Here is a 14036-nt window from a genome sequence, read left to right as displayed (position 1 = left end):
ATCTGATCGGCGGGAAAAGAGCGGCTTTCCGCTTAAATAGGTGAAGATCGCGGCCAACCCGTCTATAATCGGCGCCCCAAGTAGAGGTAGACCATGACAGCAACCACTTTTTCCGAACTCGAACTCGATGATCGCCTGATCGACGCGCTGCGCGACAAAGGCTACGATCGCCCCACCGCCATTCAGGCCGCTGCGATCCCGCCGGCGATGGACGGGCGCGACGTCTTAGGTTCGGCTCCGACCGGCACCGGCAAAACCGCCGCCTTCCTGCTGCCCGTGTTGCAGCATCTGCTGGACTTTCCACGCAAGAAATCCGGCCCGCCGCGCGTGCTGATCCTGACGCCAACGCGTGAACTGGCGATGCAAGTCGCCGACCAGGCGCGTGAATTGGCTGCTCATACCTCGCTGGATATCGCCACCATCACCGGCGGCGTCGCTTACATGAACCACGCGGAAGTGTTCAGCGAAAACCAGGACGTGGTGGTCGCCACCACCGGCCGCTTGCTGCAATACATTAAAGAAGAGAACTTCGACTGCCGCGCGGTGGAAACCCTGATCCTCGACGAAGCCGACCGCATGCTCGACATGGGCTTCGCGCAGGACATCGAAACCATCTCCGCCGAAACCCGCTGGCGCAACCAGACGCTGCTGTTCTCCGCCACGCTGGAAGGCGAAGCGATCCGCGAATTCGCCGAGCGCATCCTGAAAGAGCCGGTGGAAGTGGAAGCCGATCCGTCGCGCCGCGAACGCAAAAAGATCCTGCAATGGTACTATCGCGCCGATGACGTGCAGCACAAAACCGCGCTGCTGATCCACCTGCTGAAGCAGCCGGACGTGCAGAAATCGGTGATCTTCGTGCGCAAACGCGAGCGCGTGCATGAGCTGGCCACCTGGCTGCGCGAAGCGGGCATCAACACCTGCTATCTCGAAGGCGAAATGGTGCAGGCCAAACGCAACGAAGCGGTCAAACGCATGATGGATGGCCGGGTTAACGTGCTGGTGGCCACCGACGTTGCCGCGCGCGGCCTGGATATCCTCGATATCACCCACGTGTTCAACTTCGACATGCCGCGCACTGCGGATACCTACCTGCACCGCATCGGCCGTACCGGCCGCGCCGGGCGCAAAGGCACTGCCATTTCGCTGGTGGAAGCGCACGACCATCTGCTGCTGGGCAAAGTGGGCCGTTACCTGAACGAGCCGCTGAAAGCGCGCGTGATCGACGAACTGCGGCCGAAAACCAAGGTGCCGAACGAGAAGAGCAACGGTAAACCGTCGAAGAAAGTGCTGGCCAAGCGCGCGGAAGACAAGGCGAAGAACAAAGAAAAGGCCAAGGTGAAAGTGCGCCATCGCGACGCCAAAAACGTCGGCAAACGCCGTCAGGCGAAGGCCAAACCGGCCGGCGACGCGCAATAACCGCCGCTGCCAAAGAAAAAACCGCCTGTACAGGCGGTTTTTTTATGGGCGTTTACTGCTGCGCGTAATGCGTGGCCAGGCGGCGCCCCTGCAGCCATTTATCCAGCTCGCGGAACTGCGCCTTCAGCTCGTCATTCTGCAAATGCGCCGGCGTTTGCGAGAAGTAAAACTGGAACGCATAACCCTGCTGATTGCGCGCCCGGGCATCGGCACCGGCCTGCAACAGCAACAGCGCCAAGTACGGCGCGTTGATCTTCGCCGCCAGATGCAGCGGAGTATCCCCCAGCCGATCGCTCAACGTGGTGTCCGCCCCGGCCGCCAACAGCAGCCGCAGCTGCTCCTCACGCCCGGCCAGCACCGCTGCCGCGAGCGGCGTGGCGCCGGTAACGGCATTGCGCACGTTCACCTGCGCCCCTTCGGTCAGCAACAACCGCAGATACTGCGCGTCTTGCAACATCGCCGCGGTGTGCAGCGCGCTGTTGCCGTCCAGCCCCGCCGTTGCCGGGTCGGCACCGAGCTCCAGCAACGTCTGCACGCTGGCCGGCTGTTGCGAAAACACCGCCCACTGCAACAGCGTGACCTGCCGATCGCCCCGTTCGCGCAAGCGCTCCTGTGTGGCCTGCGCACCGATGCCCTGCGTATCGCCGCGCGCCACCGCCTGAGCCAGCGCCTGATTGCTGCGGCCGTCAAACGGTGAAATCTCCTGCCCCATCTGTTGCTCCTTAGCCATCATCAGTAAACCGGTCACCGCGACCAGCGCCAGTAAGGCTATCGCCAGCGCGCGCCGCAAGCGACGCCCTTCAGGCATTGGCCTTCGCCTCCCACGGCTTTTGTTCCGCCATCGAGCTTATCACCTTGTCGATGCCGTGCGCCGTCAGGCTGCGATCCAGATGCTTGCTCGGCCGCCAGTCATCGATGCCGGTCAGGGTATCGTTGTTGGCCAGGGTAATGTTGTGGCCGATGGCGTCCGGGATCAGCGAAGTCGATTCCTGGGTGCTGGTCAGCATGTCATATTGCTCGCTGTAACGGCGAATGCCCCCGGCTTCGGCGTCTTTCTTCGCCGCCGCCGGATCGATCCCCAGGCGATTCAGGGTGTAATCCGACACCCCGGCCGCATTGAAGGTGACCGCGACGGTGCCGGTCGCCAGCGCCGCCGTGGCCGCCAGACCACCGCCGAGCGAATGACCGGCGATCACCAGCGCATCGCCGAAGGCCGCCTTGGCGCTTTTGGCGGCGGCAACCGCCTGATTGTACTGCACATCGTCATAACCCGTCGCCTGCCGCACGTTGCTCAGCCAGTCGCGCCAGTCGTTGGTGCCGGCGAACGCCAACACATACTGCTTGTCGTTGCTGTAAATCCCGGCCTGGAAACCGCTGCCCGCGTCGTGCAGGCTGGCGGGATCGATGCCGAACCCGAGCAACGCGCTGTCGCTCAGACGGTTGAACCCGGCGGCGCCCTGGCCGTTCAGCGAGTAAACGTCCTTGGCCAACAGCGCCAACGCATAATCGCCTTCCTGAGATTGCTGCCCCCGGGTCACGCCCGGCGCAACCGCCGTCGGCGCCGCCGCGGAGATATCGCCGACCAGCGTATTCAACAGGTTCTGCGCGTTCAGCGTATTCTGAGAAGGGGTGGCTACCGGCGCCGGATTTGCCGGCGCTGCCGCAGGCTGCGATGCCGTCGCCGTTTCGGCAGCGGCGCGAGGTGTAGGGATCGCGGCCACCGGGGATACTGCAGAGGTAAAACTTAAAGGCATACTCATGCCGACTCCTTGTCGATAGACTTTTTTATTTAGCACCTGAATAGGTGCTGATTTAGCTATCGGCAGGTCGGATGAGTTCTGTATCAGGAATGCTTATCTTTGTGCAGAATGTGATCCGCCTTCAGTTTTCGGCCATCAAGCACAAAAAAGGGAGCCGAAGCTCCCTGATTGACTGCGCCGCCGATTACAGGCTTTCGGTAAAGGTGCGGGCGATAACGTCGCGCTGCTGTTCCGGCGTCAGGGAATTGAAACGCACCGCATAGCCGGACACGCGGATGGTCAGCTGCGGGTATTTTTCCGGATGCTTGACCGCGTCTTCCAGGGTTTCGCGACGCAGCACGTTGACGTTCAGGTGCTGGCCGCCTTCCACGCGCACGGTCGGCTGCATTTCCAGCGGCACTTCACGGTATTCGATCTGGCCCAGATCGCTGACCGCGACAACCTGATCTTCCGCGTAGTTGGCCTTGGCGCACACGCAGCGAGCTTCCGCTTTTTCATCGTCCAGCAGCCAGAAAGAATTCACCAGCGCCTGGTCGTTCGCTTTGGTAATTTGAATACCGGTAATCATTATGTTGCCTCCGTACAAGGGCGTAAAAATTCACATCGTGAGAAAACCCAATTCTGGTTTCGGCCATTTGGTAAAACCATTGTTGTCTTGTTGTTCTGTATACCAGCCTGACCGGGCCAGTTCTTTGATTAAAGTCAATTTTTACCGGGTGGGCACAAGGCGTGAAGGGGCAAATTTATGTTTTATATCAATTTTCCCGTCGCGCTAAAAAACAATTATTTTTGTAAATTTTCAAAAATAATTGCATTGCAAACGGCGGCGAGAAATGAAAAGCGGGTTTCGCTGCGCGGGCCGACACGGTAAGCTATAGCCCATGAATTGCTAAAGAAAACAAAGGAGAGCGTTTATGGCCACCTCCCTCACCTGGCATGACGTGATCGGCAAAGAGAAAGAGCAGCCCTATTTTGTTGAAACGCTCGCCTTTGTTGCCGCTGAGCGCCAGGCCGGTAAGACCATTTATCCACCGCAGAAAGACGTGTTCAACGCGTTCCGCTTTACCGAGCTGGCGGACGTCAAAGTCGTCATCCTCGGCCAGGATCCCTACCACGGCCCCAATCAGGCGCACGGCCTCTCTTTCTCGGTGCGCCCCGGCGTGCCGGCGCCGCCGTCGCTGGTGAACATGTATAAAGAGCTGGCGACCGACATTCCCGGTTTCGAGCGCCCGGATCACGGCTACCTGCAAAGCTGGGCCGAACAAGGGGTACTACTGCTCAACACCGTGCTGACGGTGGAAGGCGGCCGCGCGCACTCGCACGCCAACCTGGGCTGGGAAACCTTTACCGATAAGGTGATCGCCGCCCTGAACGAGAACCGCGAAGGCGTGGTGTTCCTGCTGTGGGGCTCGCACGCGCAGAAGAAAGGCAACTTTATCGACCGCAACCGTCACCATGTGCTGAAAGCGCCGCACCCGTCGCCGCTCTCCGCGCACCGCGGTTTCCTCGGCTGCCGCCACTTCTCGCAGGCCAATCAGCTGCTGGAGCAGCAAGGGCTCACGCCGATCGACTGGATGCCGCGCCTGCCGCAGGCGTAGTCCAGAGACAAAAAAGGCACCCTCGGGTGCCTTTCTTTATGCCGTTGCCGGGGCGGTTACGCCTTGGCTTTGGAGACCGCGACCATCGCCGGACGCAGCAGGCGGCCGTTCAGCGTATAACCTTTCTGCATCACCATCATCACGTGGTTCGGCTGGTGATCGGCGGATTCCATCATGCTCATCGCCTGATGCACTTCCGGGTTGAACGGCACGTTGACGTCGCCGACGATTTCGATGCCGTACTTGCGCACCACGTCCAGCAGCGATTTCAGCGTCAGCTCGATGCCTTCGATCATCGCGGCCAGTTCCGGATTGTTTTTATCCGCCAGATCCAGCGCGCGCTCCAGGTTGTCGATCACCGGCAGCAGATCGCCGGAGAATTTCTCCAGGGCGAACTTGTGCGCTTTCTCGACGTCCAGTTCGGCGCGGCGACGGATGTTCTCCGCTTCCGCTTTGGCGCGCAGCAGGCTGTCGCGCTCGTGCTGCTGAGCTTCCGCCAGTTGGGCTTCCAGTTCGGCGATACGCGCATCGCGCAGATCGACGCCTTCCGCCGCTTCCGGCAGCGTATCCTCGTGATGAGCGTGTTGTTCCATTTCTTCCGAGACTTGCTCGTTTGGCGTCTTCTGTTCTTTACTACTCATGAATATCTCCGCGTTTTAGCATTAATCTCGCAACTTGGCTTATTATGGGGATCAAAACCGGGGTTTCAAGTCAACCGGTCACAATGTGGGGCATAAACGGGTCCCGGTGAGGAAAATCACAACAAATGAATAAAAAATTCGCCTGTATTGGCATTGTTGGCCACCCGCGTCACCCTTCAGCGCTGGCAACCCACGAGATGCTGTTCCACTGGCTGGTCGCCCGCGGCTATTCGGTGATGGTCGAACGCCAAATCGCCCATGATTTGGGGCTGAAAGACGCCGTCACCGGCAGCCTGGCGGATATCGGCCAGCGCGCCGATCTGGCGGTGGTGGTCGGCGGCGACGGCAACATGCTCGGCGCCGCGCGCGTGCTGGCGCGCTACGACATCAAGGTAATCGGAGTCAACCGCGGCAACCTCGGTTTCCTCACCGATCTCGATCCCGACAACGCCCTGCAGCAGCTGGCGGACGTGCTGGAAGGCGAGTACATCGACGAACAGCGTTTCCTGCTGGAAACCATCGTGCATAAAGAGCACCAGCAGTGCCGCATCAGCACCGCCATCAACGAAGTGGTGCTGCACCCCGGCAAAGTGGCGCACATGATCGAATTCGAGGTGTACATCGACGATCGCTTCGCCTTCTCGCAGCGCTCCGACGGCCTGATCATCGCCACGCCGACCGGCTCCACCGCCTACTCGCTCTCCGCCGGCGGGCCGATCCTCACCCCGTCGCTGGAGGCGATCGCGCTGGTGCCGATGTTCCCGCACACCCTTTCCGCCCGGCCGTTGGTGATCAACGGCGACAGCACCATCCGCCTGAAATTCTCGCAGATCGGCAGCGATCTGGAGATCAGCTGCGACAGCCAGATCGCACTGCCGATCCAGGAAGGCGAAGAAGTGCTGATCCGCCGCAGCAACTTCCATCTGAACCTGATTCACCCGAAGGACTACAGCTATTTCAACACGTTAAGCACCAAGTTGGGCTGGTCGAAAAAATTGTTCTAAAATCTGCATCGGCCACTTTACTGTATATAAAACCAGTTTATACTGTATGAAACTACAGTTATGTGTTTATACACAGGAAGGTTCCCATGCTGGCGCAATTAACCATCAGCAACTTTGCTATCGTTCGTGAGTTGGAAATCGATTTTCAACCGGGCATGACGGCGATCACCGGTGAAACCGGCGCCGGCAAATCCATCGCCATCGATGCGCTGGGGCTGTGCCTCGGCAACCGCGCCGACGGCAACGTGGTGCGCCTGGGAGCCGCCCGCGCCGACATCTGCGCCCGCTTCTCGCTGGCGGACACCCCGTCCGCGCGCGCGTGGCTGGAGCAAAACCAGCTGGACGACAGCAACGAATGCCTGCTGCGCCGGGTGATCAACGCCGACGGCCGTTCGCGCGGCTTTATCAACGGCACCGCCGTGCCGCTGTCGCAGCTGCGTGAGCTGGGGCAACGCCTAATCCAAATCCACGGTCAACACGCCCATCAGCTGCTGCTCAAGCCGGAGCACCAAAAAGCGCTGCTCGACGCCTACGCCGACGAACCCGCCCTGCTGGCGGCGATGAGCCAGGCCTATCAACGCTGGCATCAGAGCTGCCGCGAGCTGGCGCACCATCAGCAGCAGTCCATCGAGCGCGAAGCGCGCAAGCAGCTGCTGCAATACCAATTGAAAGAGCTGAACGAATTCGCGCCGCAGGCCGGCGAGTTCGAACAGACCGACGCCGAGTACAAGCGCCTGGCCAACAGCGGCCAACTGCTGACCCTCAGCCAGCAAACGCTGCAGCTGCTGGCCGACAGCGACGAGAACAACATGCTCAGCCAGCTTTACAGCGCCAAACACCTGCTGCTTGAGCTGGCCGGGCTGGACGATAAGCTCAGCGGTCTGCTGGACATGCTGGAAGAGGCCTCTATCCAGATCAGCGAAGCCAGCGACGAACTGCGCCATTACGCCGATCGCATGGATCTCGATCCCAATCGCCTGCACGAGCTGGAACAGCGCCTGTCGCGTCAAATCAGCCTGGCGCGCAAACACCAGGTCGCGCCGGAAGAGCTGCCGCAGCTGCATCAGCAGTTGCTGGATGAACAGCAGCTGCTGTCGCAGCAGGAAAGCGACCATGAGCACCTGAACGAGGCGGTGACCCTGCATCATCAGCAGGCGCTGGCGCTGGCGGAGCAGCTGCATCAGAAACGCCTGCACTACGCCGCCGAGCTGACCACGCTCATCACCGACAGCATGCAGGCGCTCTCCATGCCGCACGGCAAGTTCAACATCGACGTGCGCTTCGAACCGCAGCACCTGAGCGCCGAAGGGGCCAGCCGCACCGAGTTCTGCGTCTCCACCAACCCGGGCCAGCCGCTGCAGCCGCTGGCGAAGGTCGCCTCCGGCGGCGAGCTGTCGCGCATCGCGCTGGCCATTCAGGTGATCACCGCCCGCAAGATGGAAACCCCGGCGCTGATCTTCGATGAGGTGGACGTGGGCATCAGCGGCCCGACCGCCGCCATCGTCGGCCGCCTGCTGCGCCAGCTCGGTGAATCCACCCAGGTGATGTGCGTCACCCACCTGCCGCAGGTGGCCGGATGCGGGCATCAGCACCTGTTCGTCAGCAAGCAGACCGACGGCACGGTTACCGAAACCCAGATGGCGCCGCTGGATAAACGCGCCCGGCTGCAGGAGCTGGCGCGCCTGCTCGGCGGCAGCGAAGTCACCCGCAATACGTTGGCGAACGCCAAAGAACTGCTGGCGGCATAAAAAAGCTCAACTTTTTCACTTTCCTGCGGTCTGACAGTGACGCTGTTGGCCCGAGAAATATCTAAAGTGCGGCGCGGCGGTGATCCAAAGCCATCTCAACAGCCTGAAAAAGGCCAAGCGCTTGAGGTGCTAAAGGAAAGCCAATGCGTCGCAACGTGAAAGATGAAGGGTATAAAGGTTTCCAACTGCCGCAAGGTCTATTATCATCGGCATCCTATGCCCTAAAGGAATGTGATTACTATGCGCTGTAAAACGCTGACTGCCGCCGCTGTAGTTCTTGTGATGCTGACTGCAGGCTGTTCTACTTTTGAAAAGGTGGTTTATCGTCCTGACATCAACCAGGGGAACTACCTGACGTCGACCGACGTGGCGAAAATTCAGAAAGGGATGACCCAACAACAGGTCGCTTACACATTGGGCACCCCAATGCTGCAAGACCCGTTCGGAACTCAGACGTGGTTCTATGTGTTCCGCCAGCAGCCTGGCCATGAAGATATCACCCAGCAGACGCTGACGCTGACCTTCGACAGCGCAGGCGTGTTGACCGACATCCAGAACAAACCGGCGCTGACCAAGTAATCGGCGCTTCCCGCTCTTCCGGCCCATGAGGGGGCATGGTGTTCCTCATGACAGTCGCAGGCTGCAACACGGAAGAGAAAATCAGTTTCAGATAAAAAATAAGGCGCTTATAGCGCCTTATTTTTTTGCCTTTTCTGCCCGTTGCCGGCGCAGCTCTTTCGGATCGGCGATCAGCGGCCGGTAAATCTCCACCCGGTCGCCATCGTTCAGCGTATCGCCCAGCTTGGCCGGGCGGCTGTAGATGCCGATTTTATTGCTTTTAAGATCGATATCCTGGCGCAGCTCCAGCAGGCCTGAAGCCTGGATCGCCTGCTCGACGCTGCTGCCCTCGGCCAGCTTCACCTTGCGCAGGTACTGCCGCTCCGGCAAGGCGTACACCACCTCGACCTGGATGTCAGACACTGTAGACCTCTTTCGCCCGCTGGGTGAATGCCTGCACCATGCTGCCCGCCAGCTCTTTGAACACCTTGCCGAACGCCAGCTCAATCAGTTTGTTGGTGAACTCGAAGTCCAGGTGCAGCTCCACCTTGCAGGCCTCTTCGCTCAGCGGCGTGAACTGCCAGCCGCCCATCAGCTTGCGGAACGGACCATCGACCAGTTGCATATTGATGCTCTGATTATCCAGCAGCGTATTGCGGGTGGTGAAGGTCTTGCTGATACCGGCCTTGGCGACGTCCACCGCGGCGGTCATTTCGTTGGAGGTAGCGTTAAGCACCCGGCTGCCGGTGCAGCCTGGCAGAAAATCGGGGTAAGAATGAACATCGTTAACCAACTGATACATCTGCTCGGCGCTGAACGGCACTAATGCAGACCGACTGATCTGGGGCATATCATTTCCTGTAAGACATAAAACGTACAGATAATACCATTTATCTGGCGGCAAACAAAAAATCTGCTAAGGGATGAGGGCGCCAAAAATGCGAAAAATTGCGCAGGTGCTGAACGGGAAAGGATTTCTTTCGCTGAAGCATCCAGTATAATGAACGCACTATGACAAAGAAAAAAGCACACAAACCCGGTTCCGCCACCATTGCCCAAAACAAGCGCGCGCGTTTCGAATACTTCATTGAAGAAGAGTTCGAGGCGGGCCTGTCGCTGCAAGGGTGGGAAGTTAAATCGCTGCGTGCAGGCAAAGCCAACCTCAGCGACAGCTACGTGACGTTCCGTGACGGTGAAGCCTACCTGTTTGGCGCCACCATCACCCCGCTCAACGTGGCTTCGTCGCATGTGGTGTGCGATCCGACGCGTACCCGTAAACTGCTGCTGAACCGACGCGAGCTGGACACCCTGCTCGGCCGCGTCAACCGCGACGGTTACACCGTGGTGGCCTTGTCCCTGTATTGGAAAAATGCCTGGAGCAAGATCAAGATCGGCGTAGCCAAAGGCAAGAAAGAGCACGACAAACGCGATGATATCAAAGATCGCGAATGGCAGACGGCGAAAGCCCGTATCATGAAGCACGCCAATCGTTAAGCCGCTGGCTTATCGAGGTAAACTTCTGGTATACTGCACAAAGTTACTTGGGGCTGATTCTGGATTCGACGGGATTTGCGAAGCCCTAGGAGCATGCCGAGGGGCGGTTGGCCTCGTAAAAAGCCGCAAAAAAATAGTCGCAAACGACGAAAACTACGCTTTAGCAGCTTAATACCCTGCTTAGAGCCCTCTCTCCCTAGCCTCCGCTCTTAGGACGGGGATCAAGAGAGGTCAAACCCAAAAGAGATCGCGTGGATGTCCTGCCTGGGGCTGAAGCGTTAAACTCAATCAGGCTAGTCTGTCAGTAGCGTGTCCATCCGCAGCTGGCCGGCGAATGTAAAGATTGGACTAAGCATGTAGTGCCGACGGTGTAGTAATTTCGGACGGGGGTTCAAATCCCCCCAGCTCCACCAAATACGTCGCCAGTGAACCAGATAGACCCGGCGATAATAGCGAAAAAGCCCACAACTTCGGTTGCGGGCTTTTTTGTTTTGTCACATTCAGGGGGAAGCCCCTTGGCCCGAGCTCCCCCGGGCCGATGCAGGCTAGTGATCCAGATAAAGATAGTGCAGCCAGCTGGTCATGCGCAGCAGCACTTTGCGCATCACGGAGACGTGCTCGAAGTGCCCGGTATAGACCGCCGCCTGGGCGCTCACGCCGTCGGGCAGATGATCCAGATCCGGGTTGGCCGCCAGATCGATCATCACGTACACCCCTTCCCGGCCCGGCGTGGCGCTCAGGCCCTGCAGTGCGCCGCTGGCCTGGTAGCTGCCGTCCGGTATCGCCGGCAACACCCGGCTTACGGTGCCGCCATAAACCTGTCCCGGCAAACCGTTGAACACCACCTCGGCCTGATCCCCCTGCGCCAAGCGCAGGATGGCGTTCTGGCGGAATACCGCCACCACCTGGCGCTTTTGCTGCGGGATAAAGATCATCACCGGTTTGAACGGCAAGCGCACCGCCGCCGTGCCCGGCCGCGCCAACACCTGCGTGACATAACCATCGCTCGGCGCACGCACCACCGTTTGTTCCAGGTTGTAACGCGCTTCGGCTATTTGCGATTTCAGGCTGGCTATCGTGGCGTCTTCGCCGTTATAGCGCCCGGACAACCGTGCCTGTTCCTGTTGGAACTGGGCTTTCGCCGCCTGCAGCGCGGCGGATTGCGCCTGATACTGCTGCTGCGCATGGCTGACGTCCTGCTCCGAAAACGGATTGACCGGCATGGCCGCCCCTTTCGCGTAGCGCTGGTAATCTTTACGGGCGCGCTCAAACTCCACGTTCGCCCGCTGCACGTTGGCGGCGGACTCGCTAAGCGCTGCCCGACGCGTTCTGATCTCCGCCTCCGCCCCGGCCAGATCCGCTTCCAGCTTGGTGAGCCGCGCGCGGTAGCGGCTGTCGTCGAGCCGGAACAGCACCTCGCCTTTGCGCAGCAGCACGTTGGTTTTCTCCGTCACCTCAACGATCATGCCCGAGACCTGCGGCACCATCGGCACCGACACGGCAATTTTCTGCGCCCGATCGCTGTACGGATGGTTGTAGTTCATCGTCAGAATCAAGGCGCCGACGATAAATATTCCGCCAAGCACCGCAGTCGGCACGGTCCATTTGTTGACCGGAATGCGGAACAGTTTAAATACGCCGTAGCTCAGCGCCACGTAGCTGAGAATAATGAGCAAATCCATAGGCTACGCTCAACTTACCGTGGGGCCGGGAACCGCCGTCGGCTTTTCCTGCAGGCGTTGTAATTCCGCTTCGAGCACGGCGATGCGCGCCTGCAGATCCGTTGAGGGTTCCGGCCTTTCACTCATGCCCCAGCCGCGTTCCGGCCGATAGAGCGTCGCCCAGATCCACAGCAGCGGCCAAATGGCGTGCAGCGTAAACAGGCTGACCCAACCGGCGACGTGAATCGCATCCTGATGCGGATGGCGGCGCTTTTTCGCCAGTAAATAAGGAATGTCATGAATAATAATGACGCCGTAGAATAATATCAGGAATACTGCGATCAGTACGCCTAAAGCAAAATAGTTAAGAAACATGTAAAGTCCTGGTTGAGAATAATGGAAATAAATAATCTCTATAGCGTGTTATATTGTCTGATATCGTTGGCGATGGTATCGATGGCATTCTTCACGTCGGTGACTTTCAGCTGTGCTTTCTCATTATTAAGATTTTCTCCCGAAGCCTTACGCACCACTTTAATGACCGGCTGATTGGTCGCGGCATCGATAAACTCGCCTTCCATATAGACCGCGCTCTCCATAGTACGGTGCCCGGTGACGCTTTGCGTCGCGGCGATCAGCAGCGTGATTGGCAAGACTTCATAGACCTGCAGCCCTTTCTTCTGCGTGTCGATCGCCGTGATGGCGCCGCGGAAAATCAGGGTATGCTCACGCGGCATGTCCACCAGCGTAAAATGGGTGCCCATCGCCTGCTTAAACTGCTGGTTGGTGTAATTCAGGATATTGTCGAGCGCGCGTTGGCTCACCATCTCGCTCGGTTTCGGCCGCGGGAAATAGATCATCGGTTGATACACCAGATATTGATAACGGGAAAAATCGACGTTCTTATCCTTCCAATATAAAACGTCTTTGCCGGACGCGGATTGACCTTTATTGATATCGTTATAATTGGTCAGAAAGGTCGAGTATTTTTCTTTTTCGGTCACGGCGGAAGAGCACGCGGCCAGTAATAACAGCGCAGGTAAAATAACCGCTCTTGTCACTTTCATTGACGGGTTTCTCTTTATTTTTGTGGATAGCAAATAATCAAATCGAATGATACCCACCCACCCGTGATAAGTCATATGACAATGCCGCCAAAGGTGTATATCATTTTTGATATACAAACTCATGCGAGCCGGCCAGTGAAAGAGAAAGACTTCCGCATTGAAGAACTCAGGATTGTCCGCGTCATTGCCGAAACGGCGAGCGTCAGCAAAGCGGCGCAGCTGTTGGATATGCCGCAGTCTAACGTGTCGCGCGCCCTCACCGCGCTGGAGCGGCGGCTCGGACTGGAGCTGTTCCTGCGCGGCCCGCGCACTCTGTCACTGACCGAGTTCGGCGAACAATTCTTGCGGCGCGCCTCGCAGTTGCTGAACGAGCATAGCGATCTGCTCGATATGGCCGGCACCTATAAGCGCAGCCTGAACGGCATGGTCACGCTCGGCGCGCCGATCGGCATCCACGCTTTCCTGGCCAGCTATTTGCTGCCGCCGCTGCTGCACGCTGCGCCGGCGCTGACTGTCGATCTGGTAACCCGCAACCCCGACGAACGCGAGAAAAAATATGGCGCAGTATTCGACAGCGACTGCGATTTGCTGATCAGCTTTTTCCAGCCGCAAAACGAAAGCCTGATTGCCAGGCCCTTTACCGGTTTTCGCGTCGGGCTGTTCGCCGCGCCGGATTACATCGCCCGCTCGCCGCTGAATGAGCTGGATGAACTGTCGCAGCATCGCTGCATTACCTTGCGCATGCTGGGCGGCATCCGCAATACCTGGAGCGGCTACAGTGCGCAGGGGGAGTTGGTGCAGGTCGAGATCAACGGCGCCAGCGTCTGCGATAACATTCTGCCGGCGATCGAGCTGGCCAAACAGGGCCTGGGCATCGTCTACGCCCCGTATTATTCCGTCGCCGCCGAGCTCGATGCCGGCATGCTGCTGCCCTGCCTGGCGCGCGAGCGCGGCATCGATATGCAGGCCTACCTGATCTACCGCCGGCGCGGCGTGTTGCCGCACCGCGTGCAGGTGACGATGGACAGCATCATGGAAAGCGTCAAACTGCACGCACACCGGCTGATATAGCTCAAAAAAACCCCGCCG

16 protein-coding genes and 1 other RNA gene are annotated in these 14036 nt (G+C 59.0%); 8 read left to right on the top strand and 9 right to left on the bottom strand.

The genetic code is table 11. The features are described from left to right. The first annotated feature begins 93 nt into the window (after nt 1–93). Nucleotides 94–1416 (top strand): ATP-dependent RNA helicase SrmB, encoded by a 1323-nt coding sequence (gene srmB / locus ACJ8IP_RS20290; RefSeq protein ID WP_004929122.1) that lies wholly within the window; start codon nt 94–96, stop codon nt 1414–1416. Nucleotides 1417–1468: 52 nt separating this feature from the next. Here the strand turns inward: srmB and ACJ8IP_RS20285 are convergent, their stop codons facing one another. The 3 genes from ACJ8IP_RS20285 to grcA form a co-directional block, all read right to left on the bottom strand. Then, a complete protein-coding gene (locus tag ACJ8IP_RS20285; protein ID WP_442524503.1) occupies nt 1469–2224 on the bottom strand; it encodes an ankyrin repeat domain-containing protein in 756 nt (251 codons plus the stop codon). Next, nucleotides 2217–3176: a DUF2974 domain-containing protein gene (locus ACJ8IP_RS20280; protein ID WP_033644128.1), complete on the bottom strand. Its 960-nt coding sequence runs from the start codon at nt 3174–3176 to the stop codon at nt 2217–2219. Before ACJ8IP_RS20280 ends, ACJ8IP_RS20285 begins: the two co-directional genes overlap by 8 nt. Before the next feature lie 184 nt (nt 3177–3360). Next, nucleotides 3361–3744 (bottom strand): autonomous glycyl radical cofactor GrcA, encoded by a 384-nt coding sequence (gene grcA, locus ACJ8IP_RS20275; RefSeq protein WP_004929114.1) that lies wholly within the window; start codon nt 3742–3744, stop codon nt 3361–3363. Between the two features lie 346 nt (nt 3745–4090). Here grcA and ung point away from each other — a divergent pair, with 346 nt between their 5' ends. Next, nucleotides 4091–4774 carry a uracil-DNA glycosylase gene (gene ung / locus ACJ8IP_RS20270; protein WP_004929112.1) on the top strand — a complete coding sequence of 228 codons (684 nt, stop codon included), beginning with the start codon at nt 4091–4093 and terminating at the stop codon, nt 4772–4774. A gap of 56 nt (nt 4775–4830) precedes the next feature. Here the strand turns inward: ung and grpE are convergent, their stop codons facing one another. Next, complete coding sequence (grpE, locus tag ACJ8IP_RS20265) at nt 4831–5415, bottom strand: nucleotide exchange factor GrpE (protein WP_025159545.1); 585 nt, start codon at nt 5413–5415, stop codon at nt 4831–4833. 125 nt (nt 5416–5540) lie between these two features. On the opposite strand from grpE, the gene nadK reads away from it, so the two are divergent. The 3 genes from nadK (at nt 5541) to bamE (ending at nt 8746) form a co-directional block, all read left to right on the top strand. Continuing rightward, on the top strand, nt 5541–6419 hold the full coding sequence (gene nadK, locus ACJ8IP_RS20260) for an NAD(+) kinase (protein ID WP_004929107.1): 879 nt from the start codon (nt 5541–5543) through the stop codon (nt 6417–6419). Nucleotides 6420–6505: 86 nt separating this feature from the next. After that, nucleotides 6506–8167, top strand: a complete 1662-nt coding sequence (gene recN, locus ACJ8IP_RS20255) for a DNA repair protein RecN (RefSeq protein WP_033644129.1) — start codon at nt 6506–6508, stop codon at nt 8165–8167. Between the two features lie 240 nt (nt 8168–8407). Beyond that, on the top strand, nt 8408–8746 hold the full coding sequence (gene bamE, locus ACJ8IP_RS20250; protein ID WP_004929101.1) for an outer membrane protein assembly factor BamE: 339 nt from the start codon (nt 8408–8410) through the stop codon (nt 8744–8746). A gap of 117 nt (nt 8747–8863) precedes the next feature. Here the strand turns inward: bamE and ACJ8IP_RS20245 are convergent, their stop codons facing one another. Continuing rightward, nucleotides 8864–9148, bottom strand: a complete 285-nt coding sequence (locus tag ACJ8IP_RS20245; protein WP_004929098.1) for an RnfH family protein — start codon at nt 9146–9148, stop codon at nt 8864–8866. Further along, nucleotides 9141–9575, bottom strand: coding sequence for a type II toxin-antitoxin system RatA family toxin (locus ACJ8IP_RS20240; protein WP_004929096.1), 435 nt, complete (start codon nt 9573–9575; stop codon nt 9141–9143). Before ACJ8IP_RS20240 ends, ACJ8IP_RS20245 begins: the two co-directional genes overlap by 8 nt. Before the next feature lie 161 nt (nt 9576–9736). Here ACJ8IP_RS20240 and smpB point away from each other — a divergent pair, with 161 nt between their 5' ends. Together smpB and ssrA are read left to right on the top strand one after the other, a co-directional pair. Beyond that, nucleotides 9737–10219: an SsrA-binding protein SmpB gene (smpB, locus tag ACJ8IP_RS20235; protein ID WP_016929804.1), complete on the top strand. Its 483-nt coding sequence runs from the start codon at nt 9737–9739 to the stop codon at nt 10217–10219. A 49-nt stretch (nt 10220–10268) separates the two neighbouring features. Further along, nucleotides 10269–10632, top strand: a transfer-messenger RNA (tmRNA) gene (ssrA, locus tag ACJ8IP_RS20230). 132 nt (nt 10633–10764) lie between these two features. On the opposite strand, the gene ACJ8IP_RS20225 is transcribed toward ssrA, so the two are convergent. From ACJ8IP_RS20225 to ACJ8IP_RS20215, 3 genes are read right to left on the bottom strand one after another with little or no spacing between them, the layout of a single operon-like run. Beyond that, nucleotides 10765–11901 carry an HlyD family secretion protein gene (locus ACJ8IP_RS20225; protein ID WP_164106876.1) on the bottom strand — a complete coding sequence of 379 codons (1137 nt, stop codon included), beginning with the start codon at nt 11899–11901 and terminating at the stop codon, nt 10765–10767. A 9-nt stretch (nt 11902–11910) separates the two neighbouring features. Beyond that, nucleotides 11911–12255 (bottom strand): DUF3302 domain-containing protein, encoded by a 345-nt coding sequence (locus ACJ8IP_RS20220; protein WP_025303963.1) that lies wholly within the window; start codon nt 12253–12255, stop codon nt 11911–11913. Between the two features lie 38 nt (nt 12256–12293). After that, on the bottom strand, nt 12294–12947 hold the full coding sequence (locus ACJ8IP_RS20215; RefSeq protein ID WP_025303964.1) for a DUF3313 domain-containing protein: 654 nt from the start codon (nt 12945–12947) through the stop codon (nt 12294–12296). Nucleotides 12948–13082: 135 nt separating this feature from the next. Here ACJ8IP_RS20215 and ACJ8IP_RS20210 point away from each other — a divergent pair, with 135 nt between their 5' ends. Next, complete coding sequence (locus tag ACJ8IP_RS20210) at nt 13083–14018, top strand: LysR family transcriptional regulator (protein WP_164106875.1); 936 nt, start codon at nt 13083–13085, stop codon at nt 14016–14018. The last annotated feature ends 18 nt before the right edge of the window (nt 14019–14036 follow it).

The organism is Serratia sp. CY52157 (assembly GCF_052168495.1).
Classification (GTDB): Bacteria; Pseudomonadota; Gammaproteobacteria; order Enterobacterales; family Enterobacteriaceae; genus Serratia; species Serratia ureilytica.
The sequence above is the reverse complement of the archived record's forward strand: the minus strand, read 5'-3'. Positions and strand labels throughout refer to the sequence as shown.

What these genes read in the sequence shown, in the direction of transcription:
- srmB (WP_004929122.1), top strand. Translation starts at nt 94, where the DNA reads ATGACAGCAACCACTTTTTCCGAACTCGAACTCGATGATCGCCTGATC.
- ACJ8IP_RS20285 (WP_442524503.1), bottom strand. Translation starts at nt 2,224, where the DNA reads ATGCCTGAAGGGCGTCGCTTGCGGCGCGCGCTGGCGATAGCCTTACTG.
- ACJ8IP_RS20280 (WP_033644128.1), bottom strand. Translation starts at nt 3,176, where the DNA reads ATGAGTATGCCTTTAAGTTTTACCTCTGCAGTATCCCCGGTGGCCGCG.
- grcA (WP_004929114.1), bottom strand. Translation starts at nt 3,744, where the DNA reads ATGATTACCGGTATTCAAATTACCAAAGCGAACGACCAGGCGCTGGTG.
- ung (WP_004929112.1), top strand. Translation starts at nt 4,091, where the DNA reads ATGGCCACCTCCCTCACCTGGCATGACGTGATCGGCAAAGAGAAAGAG.
- grpE (WP_025159545.1), bottom strand. Translation starts at nt 5,415, where the DNA reads ATGAGTAGTAAAGAACAGAAGACGCCAAACGAGCAAGTCTCGGAAGAA.
- nadK (WP_004929107.1), top strand. Translation starts at nt 5,541, where the DNA reads ATGAATAAAAAATTCGCCTGTATTGGCATTGTTGGCCACCCGCGTCAC.
- recN (WP_033644129.1), top strand. Translation starts at nt 6,506, where the DNA reads ATGCTGGCGCAATTAACCATCAGCAACTTTGCTATCGTTCGTGAGTTG.
- bamE (WP_004929101.1), top strand. Translation starts at nt 8,408, where the DNA reads ATGCGCTGTAAAACGCTGACTGCCGCCGCTGTAGTTCTTGTGATGCTG.
- ACJ8IP_RS20240 (WP_004929096.1), bottom strand. Translation starts at nt 9,575, where the DNA reads ATGCCCCAGATCAGTCGGTCTGCATTAGTGCCGTTCAGCGCCGAGCAG.
- smpB (WP_016929804.1), top strand. Translation starts at nt 9,737, where the DNA reads ATGACAAAGAAAAAAGCACACAAACCCGGTTCCGCCACCATTGCCCAA.
- ACJ8IP_RS20225 (WP_164106876.1), bottom strand. Translation starts at nt 11,901, where the DNA reads ATGGATTTGCTCATTATTCTCAGCTACGTGGCGCTGAGCTACGGCGTA.
- ACJ8IP_RS20220 (WP_025303963.1), bottom strand. Translation starts at nt 12,255, where the DNA reads ATGTTTCTTAACTATTTTGCTTTAGGCGTACTGATCGCAGTATTCCTG.
- ACJ8IP_RS20215 (WP_025303964.1), bottom strand. Translation starts at nt 12,947, where the DNA reads ATGAAAGTGACAAGAGCGGTTATTTTACCTGCGCTGTTATTACTGGCC.